The sequence below is a fragment of the Arthrobacter sp. E44 genome (assembly GCF_041877125.1).
GTDB lineage: Bacteria > Actinomycetota > Actinomycetes > Actinomycetales > Micrococcaceae > Arthrobacter.
In genome coordinates this window covers 14,980-37,177 of the sequence record NZ_JBHDJA010000029.1, presented here as the reverse complement: position 1 = coordinate 37,177, position 22,198 = coordinate 14,980, and the positions used below count along the sequence as shown (strand labels likewise).

Here is a 22,198-nt window from a genome sequence, read left to right as displayed (position 1 = left end):
TCAGCTCACCCTCTCTGCAAGTTCCAAAAATTTTTGCTCAGGCTTGAAGATCGTCGGCATCGTCGGCAGCTCAGGGCTTGAGCCTAAAAAGTCGACGAGCAGCGACACTCCGGCGGTGAGGGTCATGCGCGGTTCGTATCCCAAAGCGCGAACTCGAGCAACGTCGGCGACATGCCGGTAGGTGTCCTCTGTTATGGATGTGTCCTCCTTCAGCTCGACATCTCGGCCCGTCACTCCGGAAATGATGGTTAGGAGGGTACGCAAGCTTGTCTCGATCCCCGTTCCGAGGTTGTAAACGCCACCGGGCTCTCCGCGGAGACTGAGGAGTTCTAAAGCGCGTGCTAGGTCGCCGACATGCGTGAAGTCTCGCGTTTTTTTGTCGATGTCGCCAGCTGCGTGGATCGGTTGTCCGTTGAGGTGCCACCGCAGGTATTGGGAGACCTCGCCTCCGGCAATCTTCGGGTTCTCGCCCGGACCGTACAGCGTGAATGCGCGCCCGATGACCGTGTTCAGTCCGTACGTTTCATGGAACGAGTGAACGATGTGCTCACCAGAGAGTTTCGAGGCCCCATACGGCAGGAACGGCTTTGTGGCATGGGATTCCGGCATGGGTACGGATTTGGGACGACCGTACACCATAGCCGACGACAGGTAGACGAGCCTGCTAACTCCAGTTTTGCACGCCGCCGCACACACGTTGGCAGTGGCGACGGCGTTTGTGTTGAAGTCGAAGAGCGGGTCCTCCACGGAGCGGCTTCCGCTTGAGTTGCCTGCAATGTGGAAGACCGTGTCAGCGTCTCCAAGGGCGGCTTCCACCTGTTTAGGCTCCCGAAGGTCCGCTTGACGGTACAGTACGTCATCGGACAGCGCGACCAAGCCGGGATCCACCATGTCGAGTACGACGACTTGGTGCCCCTCGGACTTCAGATGGTCCACCATGTTTCGTCCGACGAAGCCGAGCCCGCCGGTGACAACCGTCCGGCCCCGTTGCTGCTTGAGTTCCTGCATGTTCATAGTGGGCTCCTCCCCTGGAAGCATTTGTACATATGAAGCTGGTTGTTGTGTTGGTTTTGCCAATATGTCGCCTACACGAGCACCTATCCCGGTCATGTGTTTGCCGAGCTGTCGGTAAGTCGAGCCCGCACCCGTCGTTGGACAGACACATTTTCAAAGTTGACGACGTTCCACTCCCGAACGAAACGGAGGCCGTCGCTTATTGAACCTCTAGCGGACGCACTCAACGTCTCCTTGATGGCAGCAATGACAGTCCTGGGTTTCTCGTCGATGCTCTTAAGGAACCTGTCGACCTGCTGCTGAAGTTCGGCGAAATGCGCGTAACTGCTATTCACGAGCCCAATCCTCTCTGCATGTGCGGCACTGAAGCGGCCCCCGCTGAGCACTATCTCTCGGACGTGCCCTTCCCCAATCAGCTTTGGAAGGCGCTGAAGACCCCCAAGGTCGGCGACCAGGCCGAGGTCAGCTTCGGGCATGGCGAACCAACTACGCTGAGTCGCATAGCGGATGTCGCAGGCCGTAACGAGCTCGAGTGCGGCTCCGACACAGTCTCCATCGATCACTGCAACAGTAGGCAAGGGGCAGTCGGCTAAGAGGTTCACTGCCGCCTGCAACTTATCGATGTCACCGGCCATTGAAGTAGCAGATGCGCCTCTCCGTGCCGCTCGACGAAGGCGTGTCAGGTACCACCGTAGGTCAAGGCCATGGGAGAAAGCCGCCCCCTCCCCTCGAAGCACAACCGCACTGGCCCGTCCTTCCTCAACGATGAGAGAGAGGACCTCACCGAACTCGTCCCAGAAAGCGCCTCCTAGAACGTTGCCTGCCCCGGACCCTTTGATCGAGATCGTTTGCGAATGGAAGGCGGTTTCCTTCACCGTCAGGGTTGTCCAGGCCCGCCGGCGAAGTGGACCATTGATGCCCAGCCTTACCGGCATGTCGCTCTCACAGGATTGTCCGTCCATAAAGGCGGGCACCCCCGTCCGTCATGTCCGCGCTCGTCGGTACATCCATCGGAGCATGGTCTGTACCGAATGCGGCAGAAACAGCGACATCACTATCGACCCCTCGGAGCTGAAGCCACCGGATTCTCGCCCACTCTCCCCGATCTTCGAGCGATGGCACTGATATTGTCCACGGGCGTCCGGACAAGCCCTTACTCTCAACCTTCGAACAGGCTTCTTGAGCGGCCCACACCCTCGCGAATCTGCGCGCTCTCTCGTGAGAGTCGAGAGCATCGATAGCCGGGCTCTCCTCGCCGCAACACCGGTCAAGCAATCGACGGCTCGGGGACACGGCCACTTGGACGTCCACACCGACCCGGCGACCGGGAGCGACCGCGGCAGCAACGTACCCGTTTGAATGCGACAGACTGATGCAGATGTCCGGGCGCCTAACTAGGTACGGCTGCCCGCTCGGGTGCTGCCTTACTTCGGCGTCAATGCGCGGGACGTTCAGCGCTTGTCTCAGGAGAATCGCCAGAAGCGCCCGAACAGCAACGTGTTCTTTGGCCCGCCACTTGGGTAAACCGACGGCTGATCTTAGAAGTGCCGGCGTGACGGGCAGAGTATCTATCGCATCGTCAGTCACGGCCAGGGCGACGTAAACGCGCTCGGCCACCTCGGTGAACGTGCCCAGCGACTGGGTTCGGCGTGCAATCATGAGCCCCTCTCCCTCCGTCATTAGAACGCCAAGGTGACGTTGCGATCCACCAGCGCCATGGCACCGTTCGCACTCAAAAGCCGGTCGTTCGCGTAATTTAGGCTCGCCGATCGGAGATCCCGATAGAGACGCTCAAGCGGAAGAGGCGAATCACGCATGTACCCGAATCGGAGGCCGGCGATCTCAATAAGGATGTCCACTACTTGCTTCGACCGTTCTGCGGTAAAGATTTTTAAGCCGTTGAGCCGCAGCTGAATCGGGACTTCCGAGAGGTCTCCAGCGGACTGGCTATCGCGTATCACTTGGGCTAGAAGTCCGCTCATGGCGTCCAGCTCCAGTCGAACGCGAGCCAGACGGTCACGGAGGAGATCCGAGGACAGGTCGAACTGGCCTCGCGTCTTCGGATCCCTGAGCAACTGCAACACGGACCTCAGGGCTGCACGGGCGCCCCCAATCCAACAGGCCGACCAGGCCACGTGACCCGTGGGAATGAAGGTCGACACGGCGACAGTGTGGAATTCTCCTCTGCCGCCTATAAGTCGGTCTTCGTCGAGTGCACCACGGAGTCGAAGCGGAACGCTATCCGTTGCTCTCATCCCCATCGGGTTCCAGTTCCCTTCTCCGGCAACGAGTTCGAGGTCCTCGCGATGCACATAAACAAGGGAGACTCGGTCCGGCCTAGCATCGATCTGGTCGCGCATGGTGACCAGAAAAGCATCAGCAAAGGCCCCGCCTGTGACTATGGGGGCGTCTCGGTCAATGAAGAGTTGTCCGTGCTCGGCCGTCAGAGGCGCATCCGCCGTGAGCAGATGACCGCCTTTCTTCTTTTCGCTGGTAACCGACGCCACATATATCTCGCCTCGCGCAATCGCGGGAAGTGCAATGTTTTTCAGAGAGCTCGTGCCGTGTTCCACCATGGCCGCGACTTGTTGGCAGTGCATGGCCCAGATCATCGCGGTAGACATGCATGCCCCGGCAAGTTCTGCAGCAACATGCGCCATGTCCTCCAAGCCGCCACCAAGGCCCCCGTACTGGGTGGGGATCAACAAGCCCATGAGGCCGCTTTTCCTGATTGCGTCCAGAGAGGCAACCGGGAAAGAAGCTGACTCGTCTGCCGGTGCTGCTTCGTCATGCACGATCGGTAACACTTCGGCCAAGCGGTTGTTAAGGCCCTCCACCGTGACCTTTCCGGAGACCCACCCAGTGACGGCGCTCATGATTGGGCACTTTTGGTTGCATGCACTTGCTCGAGCTTGCTGAAAAGGGAACGACGAGTGGAGAACGTCTCGTCCGTCATGGCTTCATCTGGAAGTTCGACCCCGAACTCATCTTCGAGATCGAACAGGAGCTCGACTGCCTCCATGGAAGTCAGCCCGAGATCTTTGAGAGGTGCATCCGGGTCGATTGGTGTCGATCCTCCACTGTTCAGGTGCCCGCGGAGTACCTCGTCAAAGCGGTCGTTGTCCATTTGTTCCTCCTGTATCAATTGGTGTGCCCACGCGTGGGACTCGGTTTCCGCGTCTCACGCATGATCGTGAGACGCGAAGCGCTATGAACTCGACCGTCGCGTAGGATCACCTCCACGGGCGCGGGATGACCGAGGAACCCAATAAGGCTGGCGGTCGGGCCATACGCACCTGCGTTGGGAATCATGACCAGGTCCCCACTCCGCAACCTGGGCAAAGGGGATCCCCTCCCCAAGACGTCCAAAGGTGTGCAGAGAGGGCCGACGAGGGTCGTTTCAACGGTGGTGTCGTGGCCGAAGGGCACCTCGACGTCGGTTCCAACCCTTGTTAGCTGTGGTGAAATGTTTGGGATTCGCCGAAGGCCCGACATGCCACCGAAGTGATGTACTCCCGTATCTAAGATGGTGAAGACGGTTCCCTTCGATGTCTTCTGATCTACCACGCGGCTCAGGATGGTCCCGCACTCCCCAACGAGGTATCGCCCTGACTCGAAGGTCACTTCGGGGTGGCCTTCACGCCAACCCGGAAGCTTGTCGTCCAGCAGATCCTCGAGGGCAGTGGCCAACCCGGGGAACGTCGGCCTCGTTCCCTCCTTGCCGTAGGGAGCTCCGAACCCACCGCCCAGATCGATCTCGCGGATGTGAGGCATGGTAGGCATGAGGCTGCTCGCGATGTCCAAGCCGACCGCGAACTGAGCGAGGAGGGAATCTGTGTCCGAGAGGTTCGTACCCATGTATAGATGCAGCCCTATAACGCGGGCGTTGGGCAGGTCACTGAAGGCCTCGGGCGAACTCACGATCTTGCTGTAGTCGATCCCGAATTGGCTCGCTGTGCCAGTCATGTTCAACCCGGCTCCGGGTACGGAGATGTCCGCATTGACGCGGACGAGACAATCAGTGGTGATGCCGGCATCACCGGAGACATCGTCGATCCGGCTTAGTTCGTCGGCGGACTCCACTGAAAATCGCCTGACCCCCTGACCGATGGCATCCCTCAGCATCTCTGCAGACTTACCAGGCCCGGTAAGCAGGATCTCGTCGGCAGGGACTCCTGCATTGATGGCAGCCGTAACTTCTCCGATGGAACTGACCTCGGATCGACAACCCAAAGCATGAAGAAAGGCCACTACCTCTGGATGCGGATTGGCTTTCAGGGAGTAGTACAACGACGTTGGAGAGGGCAATGCCCTGCGAAGATCCATGTGAGCTTCTTGGACGACCCCAAGGTCGTACACGAAAGCGGGAGTCCCGTACTGCTCTGCGATTTCCTTCATGACAGCTGATCCTCCAACACCTGCTTGTCGATCTTGCCGTTCACCCCGTGCGGGAGCGGACCGCGGCGGTAAATCTTTTTCGGGATCTTCTGGCCCTCAATCCGCTTCATAAGCTCTCGCCGCACTTCGTCAACGTCGAGGTCGCCGGTGTAGACGAGGGTTGCCTCTCGAACATCGTTGGGCTTGAGTACAGCGACTTCATCGATGCCCTCGACGTGCATGGCAGCCCCTTCGATTTCAACGGAACTGACTCGAAACCCATCCTGTTTGTAGATGTCGTCGTGGCGACCGACGAAGTAAAGACGTCCGTGTTCATCAAGACGACCGATGTCCCCTGTGAGGAGCGTGGTGCACCCTAGGTCGTCCCGGAGAAACTTTTTCTCGGTGAGATCAGGCGCGTTCCAGTAACCTGCCATGACGTTCGGTCCTCGTACCGCGATCTGACCTGTATGGCCACGGGGAAGAGCGCGGTGGTCCTCGTCGAGTATGAGGACTTCCGTTCCAGTGAGGGGAAGCCCTACGGACCCGGGCCGATCGAGGTCGGAGTTGGGTGTTTCGATCGACACCCGCTTACATTCTGTGAGCCCGTACATCCCCACGACGTTCAAGTTCGGACTCAGGCTCCTGAGAGCACCACTCACGGCAGGAGGCAAAGCCGCCCCAGTGTTGGTGATTAGCCTTAGGCGCGGGGGCATCCGGCCAGCACGTCGAGCGAGCCGGCTCAGGGTCTGCGCGAGTCCGGGAACGGCAGGCAGCACGGAGATCTTCTCCGTCTCGAGAGCCGAGAGTAACTTCGGGCCGGCGTGACTGCTGTCACCGAGCACGAGGCATGCACCAGCGAGTGCGCTTAGGAACACTTGGTAGAGCCCATAGTCGAATGAGAGAGGAAGACAGCAAAAGACTCTATCCGTGGGCCGATACTCTAATCGCTCGCTGATGGCAGTCGAAGCGAACAGAACCTGGGCGTGAGTCGACGCTACAGCCTTGGGCATGGCAGTTGTTCCGGACGTGTAGATGAGGCTCACGAGATCGGTGGATGCGCCGTCGATGCGAGGGCACACTCCGTAGTCATCGATGGTCGGCAGTTCATCCCACGCGTGGACCTTCCCCGAAGCAAGCATTGAGACATCACGGACGACCTCTCGTGAACATACGACCAAGGCTGGCGCGCTGTCTTTCAAGATGTGCTCTAAATGGAACGAGCGAATGTCCTGACTCAGCACAACGTAGACGGCGCCGAGACGCGACGTCGCGTAAATCAGCGCCACCGCCTCCTTCTCGTTCCGAGAAAGGACCAGGACCCGATCTCCGCGGACGACCCCGCGCTGCATCAACCATGCGGCGTAGGTCTGCGACAAGCTCTGCAGCTGGCTGTAGGTCCAGCTCACACCATCGTGTACAACGGCATCATTCGATGGAACGAAGTCTGCGGCTCCGTCGAGGATGTCGTGCAGGTACCGGGCGGTCATACCTCGCGCCGCCTTGCTCCCGCGTCAGTGAAGGCATCGATGAGTCTGTCGAGAGACTCAAAGGTGTCAGGGACGATTAACTCGCCGGGCAGCTCTATACCGGTGTTGTCCTCAATTCGATCCAGGATTGCCATGATGGCGATCGAGTCGAAACCGGGAAGCTCGATGAGTGCAGTAGCCTCCGCCACATGTGTGGGGTCCAGCCCAAGAACGCTTGACACTGTTGTCAACGTCACTTCTCCAACGTTGATTGGATCAGGATCGTTCATCGTAGGGCACCCATCTCCGTCAGTGGCAAAGTACTGAGCAACTCACGCTTAGCTGTTTTTCCACTACTCGTCGTGGGCATGGAGTCAACGACGTGGAAATGAGCAGGCACCATGTAATGAGGGAGCTGCTTGGCGCAGTGCGCGGCCCCTTGGGCTAGGAACACTTCGCTTGAGCAACTGCTCCGCAACGTGACTACCGCGTGTAACTCGTTAGTTAGCTCGGGATGGGGGACCGCCAAAACGGCAGCAGCGTCTACGCCTGGATGCGTCGATAGCGCAGCCTCCACTTCGCCGAGTTCTACGCGGAACCCACGCGTCTTGACTAGGCCGTCCTTCCTGCCTTGCAAGCGGAAGACACCTTCCAAATCTCTCTCGGCGAGATCACCCGTGCGATAATACGTTTCCCCGTCGGCGTCGAAACAAGACGTCCGGGTTAGATCAGGGCGATTGATGTAACCCGGGGACACACTCGGTCCCTTCACGAGGATTTCTCCGCACGCTGCACCCTCGAAAGACAGGTCGCCTTCGTCGGTAAGGAGGGCGAGCACAACATGAGACGCAGGCACACCGATGGGAACACGCGAACCTTCTTCAGGCAAGGCTCGTACCTCGTAGCTCGTCACGACGTTCGTCTCGATTGGCCCGTACAGGTTGGCATACGAGGAAACAGGCACCGCTTTCATGAGCTCTCTTAATGGATTAGCGGGGAACTCTTCACCAGCGAACAGAATTCTGCGCATTGTTGGTAGGCCACCAGCCTTGAGATCCGACTTTCGGACGAGCGCAGAGAGGGCAGTTGGTACTGCGTAAAGATGCGTCACCTGGCGCTCGCGCAGAAAGTTCGCTAGAGCTTGAGGGAAGAGTGTGATCTTCTCCGAGATCAGATGTACTTCGGCCCCGGCGCTCAACCCCACGAAGAGGTCGAATACGGGCAGATCAAAATGGAGTGGTGCGTGCACGGCAATCCGGTCGTCGACTGACACCGGAAATGCCACTGCCGCCCAGTTCACGAAGGCCTCGACGTTATCGTGGGTGATCGCAACACCTTTGGGGGAGCCCGTCGAGCCAGAAGTGTAGAGGACGAACGCTTCCTCATGCCCCTGAATAGCTCGCGGTGTACACCCCTGATGGCTGTCTTTTCTCATCGAGGTGACGTCCACCCCAAAGGTCCTAGGGCCTTCTGTCTGCGGAGACCCGACTTTACCTCCGTCGGTCTCGAGGATGAGGTCGCATTGCGCGTCGGACAATATAAACGCTCTCCGTGCGGCAGGAGCCCCGGGGTCGAGGGGAACATAGGGCACTCCCAGGTGCAAGCATGCCAAAAAGCCTACGAGCGTCTCAGTGCGCTTCCGGCTGTTGATGGCAATTCGTCGAGGTCTAACACCAAGGTCGGCTATTTGTTGCGCGAGGAGCGACGCGGCCGAAGCGAGCTCTCGGTATGACATTCTTGTCCCGTCTGGCGCCACGCAGGCGTTCGCGTCGGGCGACTTCAGGGCGCGCTGAAGAAAGCGTTCGTAGATCGTCACGGAAGTAACCTTTCAGACTCTTGAGACGGCTGAGTTTTTGGCAAGGTGGATCTCGTTGCGCAGGACGATGCGAAGCTCCTCTTGGACATTGGGCACCGATTTGCCGCCCTCTGCTCGCCGCAGGGCTATGTAGCTCAGCTCCTGTGCTTTCTTCCACTGAGGTACGACCTGATCAGCAAGGACTCTGGCAAGATCATCAGCGGGCGGATATACGTTCGCGACGTCAAACAGCCAACGGGAATGTAACTCTCTGTCTCGTGTCAGCAGCCATGTCTGAAGAGTAAGATTCTGCAAGCTTTCCCTCGTCAGTTCGTCGTAACTCGTGAGGAAACGGCGGACGTTGTCAGCCGTCGCGTCGGAGCTCATTACTTTGCAGTTACGTGCGACTATGTCAGCAACGCTGACATCGCGCCTTCTACCCACCTCCTCGAGGGTGGCCCATGACCCGGCGGTAAGTGCCCGCTCAACCTCGTGAAGACCCACACGAACAGTCACCGGTACAGCGCGGCCCCACCGTGTGACGTTGTCGTAGGGGTCGACGACTCGGAGTGTGCTGCCTTCGACCCCGACCACGACAAAACCGTGTTGCATGTGCTCGTGGCCGAAGTACGGAACCCACGGCAAGTCATACGCGTCACCCACGACGAGGACGCCTTGTCCCTGGGCGGTGAGGTCTCGCCACTCATTTACCGAGTCTGCGGCACCCCGGATGTCCCGCCATCGCAGACGACGCCCTGTGAAATGAGATAAGGACTCGTTTAGCGTTTTCGCGGGAAGCTCGACCGATAATCCGCCAGTCTCGTCTCCGACGAGTCGAAACGCCCAAGCATGTGCGAAAGGCGTTCTTACGTCGTCAACTCCGGCCTGCGTCAAGAGGACAGCGATATTGCCCGAAATACAATCCATGACGTCCGCGTCGATCAGGCCGATGCCTGGGAACAATGAATTTTCATAGTCCATACTTCCCCCCCCATGGAGCATGCACATAGTACGTTTCGAACGCCGTCATATTCAGCAGTCTTTGCGTCCGTACAAAGAAACTAACGTGAGTTGGAGTTAATGTCACGGGTTTAAGATGAACTCCGGACGAATCCCTACATCCCCGGAGTTGCGTCTTCCATGCGCGGAGAGGCCTCCCTCGGTTTTGATGTGGAGCTTTGCTGCAGTGTTACCACCGTGCTCAAAGGGCGGAACCGTGCCGTCTGCGGGCGGACTCGAGGCCGGCCAGGGTGCGTTCGGAGAAGGAAGCTCGACCGGCTGGGCCGTGACCCTGCGCCAACTGGTCAGACCAGTGTGTCCCCGTTGCGATGCGTCGCGCGCTCATCGGTGCGTTCGAACGGGCCGGCGCCGATAAACGCGGTCGCTTCCGCGTCGATGAGCTCCGCCGTGCGCCTGCTGGTGGTCGAGTCCCGAAACGCACGGGTCCACCCTGGCGGGGATGCCGATGACGCGCACGTGATCAAGCAGCTAAGGGCTGCTGGCAGCGTGGACCGTCACGTTCATGTCCACCACACCTCCCCGGGCAAGGAACCCTTATTGTGGGCGGCTGACCTGAGCGTGTGGGCTTTCAGACGGAACCTGGCCGTCGGGGACAAGCAATGGTTCGAACCCCTGCAGGGCATCTCAACGGTGCTGCACGTGGACGGAGCGGACGTGTCCGTTAAACGAAGCAACCCCCATCTGCCGCAGCCAAGTCCGGGGGTCCAGCAGACTGTCTCCCATGAATCCGGCCTTAGCCGGGGCAGAGGGCCCGCTGTTGCTTCTGCCACCAGTGTAGTGTTTGACGGCTCCGAAAGCGAAGCCCTGGCCCGGATACGGCGCATCGCCGGAGCGGCTGGGAAGAACGTTGAGCAGGAGGTGACACTTGCCGTGGCCACCAACGAGCCCCGCCGTCTTGTGGCGGCCGCGAACGCCTACCTGAAGCAGTCACGCCAGCCTGGTGCGCCAGGGCGGCCACGCACGGAAGAGGCCATTACCCAGGCAGCGGAGACCATCATGAAACCCGAAGGGTCTCAGAAGGTCAGGGCGGCGCTGGAGCAGCTGCGTCAGCAGCGCGCGGCCGCCGCGGAGAACCGCGCCGAGACAACGCCCCCGAAGCAGCAAAAAGACCACCGTCCCGGCTATCAGCGATAACCGGGACGATGGTCCCTATCCCTCCCTGTGACGGGAGAGGAACGAAGGGCCGGCAGAAGGTGGGAGGGTTGCCGGCCCTCCGAGACTATGGGCGCTGCGTCATGCCCGGTTCCTTCTCGTTAGGCGGGGAGGTCTTCGGTGACGTAGTCGGAGACCGACCAGGCACCGTTGCTGCGGGTCATTACGAGGAAGATGTTTCGCTTCCGCTGGTCCGCTTTCAGGTGCTTGCCGTCCGCGTCCCGCCACGTCCAGGTTGCGGCGAAGTTCCGGTACGCCACATCTTCCGTGTCCGTCCCTTCGTCCCCGTCAATCGGTACGCCCGGGCCGATGGTCGGCTCGGAGAACGCACCCAGAGGCCCCAGCTCCAACCACAACGCCTGTGATGAGTTGCGCTCCGGTTCCACCGTCCGCTTGGCAAGCTCCGGGGTCATCAGAGGCCGGGCACGGACCGCGGCCGCCGTCTCTGTCTTGTCCTTCGCGACGTCCCAGCGCGTGATGAGCTCCGCGAAGGCAGCAGCTACTTTGTCCGGGCGCGTCCGGTCCACCTCGAGCAGCTGCTTCACTGTGACGTCCATTGCCGCCGGTTTTGGTGTTGCCGTGGCGGACTCGGAAGCGGCAGGCTGTCCGCCGCTGCCCTGCCCGCAGGCGGTCAGTGGCAGCGCGACTGCCAGAACAATGACGGCCAGTGTCTTGGGGAGCCTCATAGAACGCCCTTGCCTTTCAGAATGGGTGTCGGGTCAATGGGTTTCACTTCGCCCAGCTTCGGATCCACGGCGCCCAGCCGGGGATCCACAGGGGCCCCTGCGTACATTTCGAAGTGCAGATGCCGGCCGGTGACGTTACCGGTGGCACCCTCCGTGCCCAGCGGAGTGCCGGCGGAAACGGTGTCACCTTCTTTGACGCGCAAGGACCCGGCCTCCATATGGGAGAACGTGGCCGTGAGTTTGCCATCCAGGCTCACTCCAGCCACCCAAGTCCCGCTGCTGCTTTGCATTTCGTGTGCAACGACGATTTTCATGTCCATCACGGCCACGACGGTGCCGGCCGCGCCGGGGGTGGAGAAGTCGATGCCGTAGTGGAAGTTCCCGCCGATGACCTGCGTCCCCGGAGGTGTGGGCCGCGGGCCGTAGCCGGACGTGAAAGTGGACCCGGGCAGCGGGTTGGACCATTTGCCTGTCAGAGCCCCGATTTCAACGCCGCTGGCCGGGCACGAATTGCCGTACTTCGTCTGGGCCGAGCCCATGATCTTGTCAACGTACGCGCGGGTCTCCGCGTATGGCGGGATCCCGTTGGAGGACTGCACCGCGCCGGGGCCGGCGTTGTAGCCTGCCAACGCCAGTTTGATGATGTCCTGGCCGGTGCTCTTGGACACCGGCAGCAGTTGCTTGACCAGTGCGCCCATGTACCGGCCCTGCGCGGCGATCGCGTGGGCAGGGTTGGTCACGTCGCCGCCCTCGCCGTAGCTCGCCCAGGTGCCGGGCATGAACTGTGCAAGGCCAGCGGCCCCAACCGGGGAGGTCACCTTAGGGTTCCAGCCACTTTCGGCCTCCAGCTGCGCGGCAAGGACGGGCGCCGGGACGCCGGCGACACCGGCGGCCTTAGAGACGAGGGGACCCCAACCGTTGGGGACTTCCTTCTCGCTGAAGGTTGTCCCGTTGACGCTGACGCACACGGCCGCCTGTGCCTGAGAGCCGCCGTTGCCGCCGACAGAGATCAGGGCGACGCCGACCAGGCCCAGGACGATCAGGACCGGAAGGAGAAGGAACAGGCCGACTTTACGCATCAGCAGACACCGTTTCGGCGCTCTCGGGAGCTGATTCGGCGGTTTCCTCGTCTACGAAGGCCGCGAAATCGGGGCTCTCAGCCGCCAGCTCAAGACCGGAACCGGTGGCGTCGTAGTGCCCCTGGTTGTCCATGCAGTTCTTGAAGGTCAGGCGCTGCGTGAAGGTCTCCATCGTCGGCCACAGCGCCCGGCTGAACCATTCGCTGAGTTCGAAGCTGGGCTTCTTGGACTTGGCCCGGTAGGCCGCTTTATGCGCCACCATCAGTGCCGTCAGCATCTCTACGGCGTCAGGGTGGCGGTACCAGCAGGCGGGGATCCAGCCGGCGGAATTGGACCAGTGCCGCAGGATCCTGTTCTGCAACCAGACCACAAAGCCGTCCAGTTCGGCCCACAGTTCCTTGCGCTGTTCCGGGTTCAGCTCTTCCCAGAACCACGGTCCGCCGGAAGGGTAGCTCGTCAGTTCCTCGAACAAACTCGCGGCCAGCTCTTCTACACTGTCCATCCGGTCCAGCAGGTCTGGAATGGCCTCTACGCCGGGTGCGTCGTTGGTCAGTTCACCGGTCCTGGCATCAACGCCTGCCGGGGCCGCAGCAGCGTCCTCAGGAGGCAGCCACGCTTCATCGGGCATGCTGTCCTCTTCGGGAATCGGATCCTCGCTCATGAGGCGGCCGCCAGATTCGCTTCAGCGGCCGTCTCGGCCGCTGCCGCCTGCGCGGCGCTCTCGGCCGAGATGCCTTCCTTCTCCAGGCACCACACACGAGAGGCCTTGAACTTTGCGCTGTCAGGCCGCTCCCACCACGGAACGACATTGACCACGGCTTCAATCTCGCGGTACATCAGCAGGACCTGGCCCTGGGGAAGTTTGCGGATCTCATCGACGCGCATCTTCTGATCAAGCTGCTTGGACTTGGAAATGTTCACCGAGGGGACGCCGTCCTTGCCGGTCGAAGATGACGTGGAGGTGTGCTCCACCCAGTGCCGGCCGATCAGATCGGAAATCTTCGTCAGGAACTTCACGTCGGAGATGCCACCGAAAATTGTCTTGGCGGCCGCGGAGTCGAAGATCGTTTCCGCGCCTTCTTCGCCCCACCGGTTCACCAGCTGGGAGTACGTCTGGACGAACACGGAGGTGTGAATGCCGTTGCCACCGCCCTCGCTCATCAGGGAAGGCAGCGACGGAAGGGCGCAGGTGTTCGCCGCCTCATCCAGGATTACAGACAAGGGCACGTCCAGTTTTCCGGATGCCATGGCGCCGGATTTACGGATGGCCGCCTGAACGAGCGATTCAACCAGGGCCGTGACAATTGGGGCCGTGGAAGCGTTCATTGAGACGCGGGTGAGGCAGTACAGGGTGTTCGGTGCGTCGGTGAAGGTGTTGATGTTGATGCCCGGGTCATCTGCCGTGGCGCACAGCATGGTGAGAACGTTCTCGTTCTTCATCGGTCCGGTGATCTTGCCGAGAGTGGTTTTGGTGTTGCCGATCGTGTCGGGGTTGTTCTGCCGGCACCATTCATCAAGGTTTCCCGCCCAGGTCTTCACCGTCGGGGACTTGGCCCGGAGGATGTTCGCCGGTTCGTGCTCGGAGAAGTTCTGTGTCCAGCGGAGCACGTCCCGCATCGAGCCGCCCTCCTTCAGGGCGGCGGCGTGCAGCAGTGCTTCGAGGATCATCACGCAACCGGAGTCGAAGTACCGGTCGGCCGAGGACGGGGCACCGGTCCGGGGCATGGCGTTCACCATGGCCGAGGCCCGCTCGGAGGCGATCTGCGGGTCACCGCAGCCGGCAACCATGTCCCAGCGGAGCTTGTCCGGGTACTGGCTCAGCCCGTCAAAGTCAGCGACGTAGACCTTGCCCAGGTCCTTCCGCACACCCACCGTGAGGCGCAGCACGTCCGGCCGCGTGCTGGTGGTGATCACAGCGCCGATAGCGTCAGCGACCATGCCGGCGACCATGTACGTGGTCTTTCCCCACTTGGGCGGGGCAACCGTGCAGGCGGTGTCTTCCAGCCGGATGGCGATCTCCTTACCGTCAAGGACGTAGACGGCAGGTGCGAGGGACGAGCCTTCCGCTCCCTCGATGCGCGTCTTGATGCCCTTGGCGGTGCTCATGCCCCGCTCCCCCGTCTTGGCCTTCTTGCGGCGGGCACGGAGCGCTTTGAGCCCGAATAAGGCCCCGATGTAGGACGCGATGAGCAGCACCACGAGGATGATCCAGACGGTAAGCGGCCAGCCCCACTGGTCGGCGGGGTGACCGTTCACCGCAACCGGAGAGGTAGCCCTGTCCGGTGCTATCAGCCCGATCAGCGAGCCAATCAGCGCTTTCCAGGTAGCCAGCCAATTAGAGAAGGGCAGGCCCGTCGTCCAGACCAGGGCAACGTGCCACAGCCCTGCGGACAGGATGGCCAGGACAATCAGTTCCCGTTCGGTCTTCTTGACCGTCGATCCGGACGGGTTGTGTTTTTCTATGGTGACGTTCTCGGTCATGGTCTTCCCCTCAAGCCACGTCCGCGTAAGCGGAATCGGTTTCTCGCAGTGCCGAGTCGGTGTCAGTCATCTCCACTTCCCAGGCGGAGCGGACGTGCTCAATTTCCACCTCAGGTGCGTCGGCACCGGATTTGAGGAGGTGGTGGCCATTGCGAAGGACCATGATGTCGTTCGCTGATTCCGGGTTCAGACCGAACGTCCTGACGCACCACTGGGCAGCCTCTGGCTTGTCCTGCCGGAAGATGTGCACCGTCTGTGCCTCTTCGATCACTGCCATGCCCGGGGATCCCGCCGGGACGTCAGTAGCGCCTTTGTGGATGTTGTAGATGTTCGACAGGCCCAGGCCACGGGAAAGCTTGATGTTGGATCGCTGCTGAACGGCCAGCGGACCGCCCAGGATGTGGCCGGCCTCTTCGTTGATCACGTTGGTCCGGATGCCCCGATATTCGGGGCGGCGAACCGTGCCCAGCAGCCACAGGTTTGCCAAGCCCATCACCATGGGAATGGCCGGTCCGGTATCCGGCAACTGGGAAATATCGAACGAAGTCAGCGTCTTATTGAGGCGGACGTCCTTGGAGGTCTCGCCGTCGAAGATCGACCCATATGTTTCCAGCAGCTCATTGAAGCAGAACCTCATCGAGATCCCCGCTTCGTGGAGCCGTTCGAGTGTCGCGGCGCTCATGCCGGCCAGGCTGGCGTCGGTCGGGTCGATGACGCCAAGAAGATCGTGCAGATCGGCGGTGGTTGGGGTCCTTGACCCCTCGAAGTTCCGCATCATGGTCCGGTAGCCCAGGCGCAGCGCTTTCCGCTCCCATTCATCCGGGCCGTTTCCCTCCCGGATCAGGGCCGGAATGGTGTTCAGGTAGACGAGCTGGTTGTTCAACCCATCATCATTCACGCCCGAAATGGCAGGGTCCATGATGTTGAAAATGACCCCGTCACCGTCCATGCGGAACCTGATGTGGTCACCTTCGAATTCCCGCACGATGGATGAATACTCACCCTCGCCCTTTTCGGTCTTCTTATCGAAGACCACTGCCCGGCGGTGCCGCAGGATCAACGGACGGATCACGTACACCGTTTTGGTGTACGCGGACTTACCGGCTCCCACGTCTCCGACAACCAGGACATTCGTTGAGGTGATCCGGCGCGGAGTGGAGTTGTAATCGGTGAACGGGTCCTTGCTGATGGCCGTCTGCGAGAGCACGTCCCTGCCTGCAGCGACTCCTTCAACACCCGTAGGTGCCGCGATCAGGGCCGTGTTGAGGATTTCCGCTTGCCGCGTTGTCGTCGGAGCGCCCTGGAACGCAGGAGCATAAAACCCGTTCTTGGCCTTACGCTCGTTCACCCTTAACCGGGTGCCCTGCTCCGTGTACGGAGGCCACTCCCCCGACTCCAGAAGTCGAGCCTCTTCGATGACCGGGGCGGAAAACGTCCTGACGATGCCGCCCACGATCGGCACCCTCTGGATCCATGAGCCCTTCGCGTCCGGATCATCGATGATGACCTTCTGTTCCGCTTCCGGAATCAGGGGAAATCCCAGCTCGCGGGGTTCGGTGATGGCTTCCTTGCTAAGTTCTTCGACCGCGCCCATTAGGCCACCTTCTCTTCCTTCTCGCCACGTCCTGCAAGCTGGTTCATCATCTTGGCTCCAAGCGTCGGTGTCGCCGGGCGGGTGCCCCTGTAGATGGGCCACGTGGTCCCGGCGGCCGCGGATTGGTAGGTGTCCAGCCACTCAAGTTTCTGGATCCCGGCCGACGTTCCCGCCGTCTCTTCCAGGCGGCGGGCGGCCTCTGTCAGGCCTGCCTGCGTCTGGGCGGAAATGGTGATGAAGCCAACCCAGTTCACGCCGTGCTGGCCGGTCCCCGGCATCAAGTCAGCACCGCGTGCCCTTGCGGACTTCAGGTTCACATCCGTTGCCGGATCGACCAGCTGGCCCTTCTTCTGTTTAGCGATCACCGCGGCCATGTCCCGCACAACGTCCTTTGACGCCAACTGACGTGCCTGCTCAGCTGGGACAGTTTCCAGCTGAAAGCTCAACGTCCGTGCCCCGGAGCCCGCATTGTGAAGCAACGACAGCAGCCAGTACGGGGTCCGTTCCCCCGTCTCCATGTTCTCGGCGCTGATCATGGCCGTCCGGTGACCCCATACGACCTCTTCACCGGTAATCGGATTGGTTCCTTTGACCCATGTGGAGTTCCACTGGTCCTGCGACGGAAGGCCCATCTGATCAGCCTTGACGCCCGAAACCATCAACGGCGGCCGCGACGGATTCTGCTGGTGCAGCATCATGGCCACCACCGCGCGGGCGGTCAACGGCCGTACCTGCCCCAGCTTCGCAGCACGCAACGAGCGGGCAAGGGAAGAGATCTCAGCGGCCATCAACAGCCGCCACCCGTCCCTGCCCGCCCCGTACCGGGCGGCAGTGGCATAGAAATCCGGAGTCAACGGCCACCGCCCGACAACGAGGTGACGCTGCACGAACGTATCCCGACCAGTCCGCTCAAGAACCTCCTGGTAAGAGCGAACAGCTTTAGGGTGCGCATCTGCGGCCAGATGATCCTCAACCCAGGCCTCATTCAGGGCCAGATCGGGAGGAAGGACACGCGTGATGGACTGGACTCCGCTGACGAGTTTCGATGCCGGGGCGAACCCCGCCAGCATCGAACCAAAGCCACTCTGGGCCTGATCCTGCTTGCGCTGGGATTCGGCTCCACGCAGCTGCCCGGAAACTTCGAACGCCACTGACAGATACGGGTCCTCACCGATCGGGGCATGCCAGGCAATCCCGGGCTTTCCGGTACGGGCATCAAGCCAGCCCATCCCGTCGGCCCCGTCAGGACGGGACCGGACAGCGGCCATGATCCTGGCCTTTTCCTCTTTGCTCGTGGCCAAGTCCGCCAGAGCGCTGGCCTCTTCCCAAGCAGCTGCGCTGTAAGGGATGAACCGGTCAGTGCCGGCCTTCTGACGTTCCTTCCAGCGCGCTCGGCGCTTGCGCCGCTCCCAATATGACCCGCGGTGCGTCGAGGCCGTCACCAGGTACACGACCACGCCGGAAAGCACGCCAACTATCAGGCCCGGCCAGCCAGTGAACATCATGCCGAAGAAGCCGACAAATACGCACCCGGCCAAACCAACCAGCTGGGTCTTGGATTTAATGCCACCAAAGAAACTCCGGTGCCCCGATTCCCCACCAATGAATCGTGTCGCCATCGTCTTATCCCCCGTACCGTTCCGTTTCGTCGTCCATGCCACCGGCCGCGTACTCTCCGCCAGCTGCGCCGAGACGTGCCGCCCCTTCGCCTACTTCCTTGGCCTTCTCCGCAGCCGCCATAGCGCCCGCGGCCAGCAAGGTAGGAACACCAATTGCAGCGCCAACACCGGTTGATGACTCAGCCGCCCCAGCGGCAGCCATGCCCTCAGCCCCTCCAGCGGCAGCGCCGCCGGCACCTGCACCAGCTGGCGCACCAGCACCAGCACCACCGGGTTTGGGAAGGCCACCACCGCCCGCTCCCTCAGCTGCAGGCGTGCCCGCAGTTCCGCCCGGGGTGGACCCGGCATCAGCCTGGGAACCGCCGTTCAGCTCGCGGAGCTTACGGACAAGAGAACCCTCGTCCGGGGTCGCTGCCTGATCCTGGGATCCTTGGCTAGTCGACGCTGAATCGCCGCCGGACGAGTCGCTGCCAGCGGAGCCGCCGCGGTTCATGTCTTTCACGTCCCGCATACTCTGAGGCCCGTACTCCTTTTGAGGAGGCGACAAGGAAGGGCCGTTCTGGCCACCGGCCCCCGAAGGGATAACCGGGGCGAACTTCATCAGCATCATCGGCGCCAGCCCGGCGATCATCAGCGCGATAAAGGACGCGATGATGTTCATCAGCGTCCCCAGCCCGTCGCTCCACTTCATCCACGACGCCGACGCGGCAATCATGTTGTAAGCAATGCCCAGCATGAAGAACAGCAGCGGATGGCAGGCAAGAATCCCGAACCACAGAAGCGGGATCTTGCGGCCGAACGAACCGTGTTTGGCCGACGTGAACCAGACCATGCCCAGCGGTGCCATAACCCCGGAGAAGTACAAGGTCACCAGCATCACGGCCAGCATGATCACGACCACGAACAAGCCGATGATCATGCAGACCATCAGCAAAATACCCACGATCACGCCCCCCGGTATGGCAGCCGCATCGGTTTTGAGCATCGAATCCATCGTCGTCAGCATCCGCTCAGACGAGGAAACGATCCCCCAGGAAATGAGACTGTCCGACAAGGAACCCAGAGTCTTCACCGTCATGACCCCGATGAGGGGCCCAAAAAGAGCGCCGCCGAAGAACAGCGCAGTTTTCGTCGTCAGGACCTCCGCGAACTCCTGACCGGAGAGAGTCCCCCGCGCAACCGCGACGAACTGGAACAGCAGCAGGAAACCCCACACCACGATCGACAAGGCAAAACTGATCGCGTAGGCCTTGATAAACCAATCGGCAGTAAGGTCCGGTTCCGTTGCCTGGGCCAGTGCCGGCAGCAGGTCCTTCGCCAGGCCCTGCGCGCCCGCGCGGGTCGCAGCGAATATTGCCCCCAACGGATCAGCAGCGAAATTCACCGCACCGCTAATAGCATCACCAGCAGGCTTTGCAGCCTTCGCAACTCCAACGGCAGCATCAATCAAACCGCCTACTAGCCCACCGGGACCCGGCTTGTCTTCCATCGGAATCAGCATGAACATGGATCAGCACCCCCCAGAAAACGCGGAACCACTTGCAAAGAGCTCATCAAGAGTCCGCTCGGTTCCATCGCTGCGGACCTTCCAAACACTGTCTTCCCAGACCAGCGTGACCGTGGAAGCGATCTTCTGGTCGGTGGGCTTGCCGTTACGAACCTCAGCTCCTCCGACAGTGACGCGCACCATGTCGGGAGTTGACTCTTCGACTACATACCTGCCGTCAGCGAAGTTCAGTGACCCGGAGGTAACCCCGGGCAGCGGCTTGGCTGCCGCCAAGTTCGCTCCCAGGTTCGCGACTGTACCTGTTGCACCCTGCGCAAGGATGGCTGCCGATACGGTAGTCCCATCGCTGGCATTGGGCCGGGGATACTGAGCAATCCATCGCAGGACGGCCGCGGCAAAACCTACTGCGCCTGCTTGGTTATGCGGTGCTTCTTTCTGGGCCTTCAAGAGACCGGCCGCGTCGTTGGACGCGCCCGCAAGACAGCCATTTGGTACCGCCGTAGTGTCGCTGGTAGGAGCCGCGGTGCTGGTCGGTCCGCTCGGCTGAGGCTTGGCCTGGTACCAGGCGCTCACACCGCCAACCAAGGCGATTACCACCGCGGCACCTACAACGAGCCATGCCCAGCGCGGGAACCCGCGCCGGGCAGTGGCAGTCGAGCTGCGGCGGACCATTAGCCCGCCACCGCGAGGACCGCGCCGATAATAATGGCGAATCCAGACAAGCAGGCCAGCCCGATGCCCGCGCCCGCCGCCTTCTTCTTACCCTCAGCATGGGCGTGAGGGTTGTTCGCGTCGGCCTTGGCCATGGCCACCAAACCGATAATCAGGTAAGCGCCGGCAATGATGATGCCGATACCCCAGCCAACAGCAAAGAGACGCTGCCACCATTCGGTGAACTTCCCACCCAGGGAAGTGAAGTCAGGGACACCGGGAAACGGGTTAGCGATCATCGGCACAGGCCCGGCCTGGACGATGGTGGAAGGGTCAACGCTTGTCGACAGTTCTGCAAGGGTGGAAAGAATGACGCTCATCGGTTCTGATCCTTTTCAAAGACGTTCTGGTTGGTTTGGGCGACAACGCCAGCTGCGATAGCGGTCAAGGCCTGGCGGGTAGCCGGCGCCAGCTTGTCGAGCGTGAGCGCACCGCGCTCCGCAACGTGGGCGTCATAGGGGACGGAGTAGATGTGATCTTCCGCGATGCCCTTGTCCATGAACTGCTTCTTCAACCGCGACGGCTTAAACTCGGGACGGCCATCGGACATCATCACCACAATGGCCGTCCGCGCCAGCCGGGCAGCCTCTGCGCCCTGGTGCTCCAGGAACTCCAACAGCTCAAGAGCCTCAGACACGGCATCCTGAGCCAACATCGTCGGGATAACCAGGACATCGGCTACCTCCACGGCAGCGCCGAACGGACCCGAGCTGTACTGGTTACCCGTGTCCATCACACGGATGGTGAAATGCTCATCCACGATCGAGGACACATCGAGCACGTTCTCCCGGGTCAGCGGCGGCCGCCACTTGGGCGTGGAACCGATCACTGACGCGAAGCTTGTCTGCGTCACCGTGTAGCCCCGCAACTGCGACTGGGTACGGACGTTGGAGATATTCGCGACCAACTCGCCCATTCCCAGTTGGGGATCGCCCTCCGCCCGATAAGCCAGCTGGCCCTTATCATCCGAAGTTTCAAGGATGGCCACGGACCCGCCACGGATCGCAGCTAACACCCCGCCAAGCAGGATCGAAAGCGGCGTCTTACCGGCAGTGCCCTTCTTATTCGCTACCAACAGCCCAACAGCGCGGGTCCACGTTGACTGGCGGATCAGATCCTCAAAGCGGCCCTGCGACGCGGCAAGTTCCCGCGCCTCCAGTTCCTTTGCCGACGGAGCAAGGTTGAACAGACCGCCGAAGAGCTGGTTCAGGAACCCCTTGAACCCGTCCATGGCAGGAGCGACAGGCTCAGCATCCTCATCAACCTCCGCGTCAGGCTTAGCGATCGGTGCTGTTGTCTTTGATCGAACAACAGGAGCGGCGTCCTTCTTGATTGCCTGGACGGGAGCTACGGTCTCAACCTCATCCGGCTCAACAAACGGATCCGCAGGTTCCTCGAAAGCTTCCGTGGCGACCGGCGCCGGTTCGGGCCGCTCTTCTGTTTCTACATACATGTCCGAGCGCCGAGCGCCCGGAAAATTCAACTCTGTCATTGGAAAGGTCCCACCTTCCTAGTTCCCCAAAACAAGACCCAAACGAGGCCCTGCACCTTACAAACACAGCTGCCTCCACCCGTACCAGCAGGCACAGACAAAATATCCACCGAATGGAACAGCCGGGGCCGATTGTCCCGGACTCGACAAACTTTTGCATGTCAAGTCACACCTTCGTGGCGGGTTTCACACGCCAGTGACC

General features: G+C 61.2%; 20 protein-coding genes. 1 reads left to right on the top strand and 19 read right to left on the bottom strand.

Annotated features, from left to right (window positions below):
* From ACETK3_RS19290 to ACETK3_RS19245, 10 genes are all read right to left on the bottom strand, one after another.
* On the bottom strand, positions 1-1,014 hold the full coding sequence (locus tag ACETK3_RS19290) for an NAD-dependent epimerase/dehydratase family protein (protein WP_373993410.1): 1,014 nt from the start codon (positions 1,012-1,014) through the stop codon (positions 1-3).
* A gap of 92 nt (positions 1,015-1,106) precedes the next feature.
* On the bottom strand, positions 1,107-1,889 hold the full coding sequence (locus ACETK3_RS19285) for an enoyl-CoA hydratase-related protein (protein WP_373993409.1): 783 nt from the start codon (positions 1,887-1,889) through the stop codon (positions 1,107-1,109).
* Positions 1,890-1,956: 67 nt separating this feature from the next.
* The gene (locus ACETK3_RS19280) at positions 1,957-2,673 is read right to left on the bottom strand and encodes a 4'-phosphopantetheinyl transferase superfamily protein (protein ID WP_373993418.1); all 717 of its coding nucleotides are present in this window, start codon (positions 2,671-2,673) and stop codon (positions 1,957-1,959) included.
* Positions 2,674-2,693: 20 nt separating this feature from the next.
* Positions 2,694-3,890, bottom strand: a complete 1,197-nt coding sequence (locus ACETK3_RS19275; RefSeq protein ID WP_373993408.1) for an acyl-CoA dehydrogenase family protein — start codon at positions 3,888-3,890, stop codon at positions 2,694-2,696.
* On the bottom strand, positions 3,887-4,141 hold the full coding sequence (locus ACETK3_RS19270) for a phosphopantetheine-binding protein (protein WP_373993407.1): 255 nt from the start codon (positions 4,139-4,141) through the stop codon (positions 3,887-3,889). The genes ACETK3_RS19275 and ACETK3_RS19270 overlap by 4 nt, the downstream gene beginning before the upstream one ends.
* Before the next feature lie 14 nt (positions 4,142-4,155).
* Entirely contained in the window at positions 4,156-5,412 is a 1,257-nt protein-coding gene (locus tag ACETK3_RS19265; protein WP_373993406.1) for a type III PLP-dependent enzyme, read from the bottom strand.
* Entirely contained in the window at positions 5,409-6,881 is a 1,473-nt protein-coding gene (locus ACETK3_RS19260) for a class I adenylate-forming enzyme family protein (protein WP_373993405.1), read from the bottom strand. Before ACETK3_RS19260 ends, ACETK3_RS19265 begins: the two co-directional genes overlap by 4 nt.
* Positions 6,878-7,150, bottom strand: a complete 273-nt coding sequence (locus ACETK3_RS19255) for an acyl carrier protein (RefSeq protein WP_373993404.1) — start codon at positions 7,148-7,150, stop codon at positions 6,878-6,880. The genes ACETK3_RS19260 and ACETK3_RS19255 overlap by 4 nt, the downstream gene beginning before the upstream one ends.
* Complete coding sequence (locus tag ACETK3_RS19250) at positions 7,147-8,676, bottom strand: AMP-binding protein (protein WP_373993403.1); 1,530 nt, start codon at positions 8,674-8,676, stop codon at positions 7,147-7,149. Before ACETK3_RS19250 ends, ACETK3_RS19255 begins: the two co-directional genes overlap by 4 nt.
* A gap of 12 nt (positions 8,677-8,688) precedes the next feature.
* The gene (locus ACETK3_RS19245; protein WP_373993402.1) at positions 8,689-9,318 is read right to left on the bottom strand and encodes a hypothetical protein; all 630 of its coding nucleotides are present in this window, start codon (positions 9,316-9,318) and stop codon (positions 8,689-8,691) included.
* 732 nt (positions 9,319-10,050) lie between these two features.
* Between ACETK3_RS19245 and ACETK3_RS19240 the strand changes: the two genes are divergently transcribed.
* Positions 10,051-10,809 carry a hypothetical protein gene (locus tag ACETK3_RS19240; RefSeq protein WP_373993401.1) on the top strand — a complete coding sequence of 253 codons (759 nt, stop codon included), beginning with the start codon at positions 10,051-10,053 and terminating at the stop codon, positions 10,807-10,809.
* Between the two features lie 119 nt (positions 10,810-10,928).
* On the opposite strand, the gene ACETK3_RS19235 is transcribed toward ACETK3_RS19240, so the two are convergent.
* The 9 genes from ACETK3_RS19235 to ACETK3_RS19195 form a co-directional block, all read right to left on the bottom strand.
* Positions 10,929-11,513 (bottom strand): hypothetical protein, encoded by a 585-nt coding sequence (locus ACETK3_RS19235; RefSeq protein WP_373993400.1) that lies wholly within the window; start codon positions 11,511-11,513, stop codon positions 10,929-10,931.
* Positions 11,510-12,592 (bottom strand): peptidoglycan DD-metalloendopeptidase family protein, encoded by a 1,083-nt coding sequence (locus ACETK3_RS19230; protein ID WP_373993399.1) that lies wholly within the window; start codon positions 12,590-12,592, stop codon positions 11,510-11,512. Before ACETK3_RS19230 ends, ACETK3_RS19235 begins: the two co-directional genes overlap by 4 nt.
* Complete coding sequence (locus tag ACETK3_RS19225; protein WP_373993398.1) at positions 12,585-13,253, bottom strand: DUF4913 domain-containing protein; 669 nt, start codon at positions 13,251-13,253, stop codon at positions 12,585-12,587. Before ACETK3_RS19225 ends, ACETK3_RS19230 begins: the two co-directional genes overlap by 8 nt.
* Positions 13,250-15,073 carry a type IV secretory system conjugative DNA transfer family protein gene (locus ACETK3_RS19220; RefSeq protein WP_373993397.1) on the bottom strand — a complete coding sequence of 608 codons (1,824 nt, stop codon included), beginning with the start codon at positions 15,071-15,073 and terminating at the stop codon, positions 13,250-13,252. Before ACETK3_RS19220 ends, ACETK3_RS19225 begins: the two co-directional genes overlap by 4 nt.
* A gap of 10 nt (positions 15,074-15,083) precedes the next feature.
* Entirely contained in the window at positions 15,084-16,667 is a 1,584-nt protein-coding gene (locus ACETK3_RS19215; protein ID WP_373993396.1) for an ATP/GTP-binding protein, read from the bottom strand.
* Positions 16,667-18,286, bottom strand: coding sequence for a hypothetical protein (locus tag ACETK3_RS19210; protein ID WP_373993395.1), 1,620 nt, complete (start codon positions 18,284-18,286; stop codon positions 16,667-16,669). Before ACETK3_RS19210 ends, ACETK3_RS19215 begins: the two co-directional genes overlap by 1 nt.
* Before the next feature lie 4 nt (positions 18,287-18,290).
* Complete coding sequence (locus tag ACETK3_RS19205) at positions 18,291-19,793, bottom strand: hypothetical protein (RefSeq protein ID WP_373993394.1); 1,503 nt, start codon at positions 19,791-19,793, stop codon at positions 18,291-18,293.
* Positions 19,794-20,464: 671 nt separating this feature from the next.
* Positions 20,465-20,824 (bottom strand): hypothetical protein, encoded by a 360-nt coding sequence (locus ACETK3_RS19200; RefSeq protein WP_373993393.1) that lies wholly within the window; start codon positions 20,822-20,824, stop codon positions 20,465-20,467.
* Positions 20,821-21,996, bottom strand: a complete 1,176-nt coding sequence (locus tag ACETK3_RS19195; RefSeq protein ID WP_373993392.1) for a MinD/ParA family protein — start codon at positions 21,994-21,996, stop codon at positions 20,821-20,823. The genes ACETK3_RS19200 and ACETK3_RS19195 overlap by 4 nt, the downstream gene beginning before the upstream one ends.
* Positions 21,997-22,198 lie beyond the last annotated feature (202 nt).

What these genes read in the sequence shown, in the direction of transcription:
- ACETK3_RS19290 (WP_373993410.1), bottom strand. Translation starts at nt 1,014, where the DNA reads ATGAACATGCAGGAACTCAAGCAGCAACGGGGCCGGACGGTTGTCACC.
- ACETK3_RS19280 (WP_373993418.1), bottom strand. Translation starts at nt 2,673, where the DNA reads ATGATTGCACGCCGAACCCAGTCGCTGGGCACGTTCACCGAGGTGGCC.
- ACETK3_RS19275 (WP_373993408.1), bottom strand. Translation starts at nt 3,890, where the DNA reads ATGAGCGCCGTCACTGGGTGGGTCTCCGGAAAGGTCACGGTGGAGGGC.
- ACETK3_RS19270 (WP_373993407.1), bottom strand. Translation starts at nt 4,141, where the DNA reads ATGGACAACGACCGCTTTGACGAGGTACTCCGCGGGCACCTGAACAGT.
- ACETK3_RS19265 (WP_373993406.1), bottom strand. Translation starts at nt 5,412, where the DNA reads ATGAAGGAAATCGCAGAGCAGTACGGGACTCCCGCTTTCGTGTACGAC.
- ACETK3_RS19260 (WP_373993405.1), bottom strand. Translation starts at nt 6,881, where the DNA reads ATGACCGCCCGGTACCTGCACGACATCCTCGACGGAGCCGCAGACTTC.
- ACETK3_RS19255 (WP_373993404.1), bottom strand. Translation starts at nt 7,150, where the DNA reads ATGAACGATCCTGATCCAATCAACGTTGGAGAAGTGACGTTGACAACA.
- ACETK3_RS19240 (WP_373993401.1), top strand. Translation starts at nt 10,051, where the DNA reads ATGAGCTCCGCCGTGCGCCTGCTGGTGGTCGAGTCCCGAAACGCACGG.
- ACETK3_RS19235 (WP_373993400.1), bottom strand. Translation starts at nt 11,513, where the DNA reads ATGAGGCTCCCCAAGACACTGGCCGTCATTGTTCTGGCAGTCGCGCTG.
- ACETK3_RS19230 (WP_373993399.1), bottom strand. Translation starts at nt 12,592, where the DNA reads ATGCGTAAAGTCGGCCTGTTCCTTCTCCTTCCGGTCCTGATCGTCCTG.
- ACETK3_RS19225 (WP_373993398.1), bottom strand. Translation starts at nt 13,253, where the DNA reads ATGAGCGAGGATCCGATTCCCGAAGAGGACAGCATGCCCGATGAAGCG.
- ACETK3_RS19220 (WP_373993397.1), bottom strand. Translation starts at nt 15,073, where the DNA reads ATGACCGAGAACGTCACCATAGAAAAACACAACCCGTCCGGATCGACG.
- ACETK3_RS19215 (WP_373993396.1), bottom strand. Translation starts at nt 16,667, where the DNA reads ATGGGCGCGGTCGAAGAACTTAGCAAGGAAGCCATCACCGAACCCCGC.
- ACETK3_RS19210 (WP_373993395.1), bottom strand. Translation starts at nt 18,286, where the DNA reads ATGGCGACACGATTCATTGGTGGGGAATCGGGGCACCGGAGTTTCTTT.
- ACETK3_RS19205 (WP_373993394.1), bottom strand. Translation starts at nt 19,793, where the DNA reads ATGTTCATGCTGATTCCGATGGAAGACAAGCCGGGTCCCGGTGGGCTA.
- ACETK3_RS19200 (WP_373993393.1), bottom strand. Translation starts at nt 20,824, where the DNA reads ATGAGCGTCATTCTTTCCACCCTTGCAGAACTGTCGACAAGCGTTGAC.
- ACETK3_RS19195 (WP_373993392.1), bottom strand. Translation starts at nt 21,996, where the DNA reads ATGACAGAGTTGAATTTTCCGGGCGCTCGGCGCTCGGACATGTATGTA.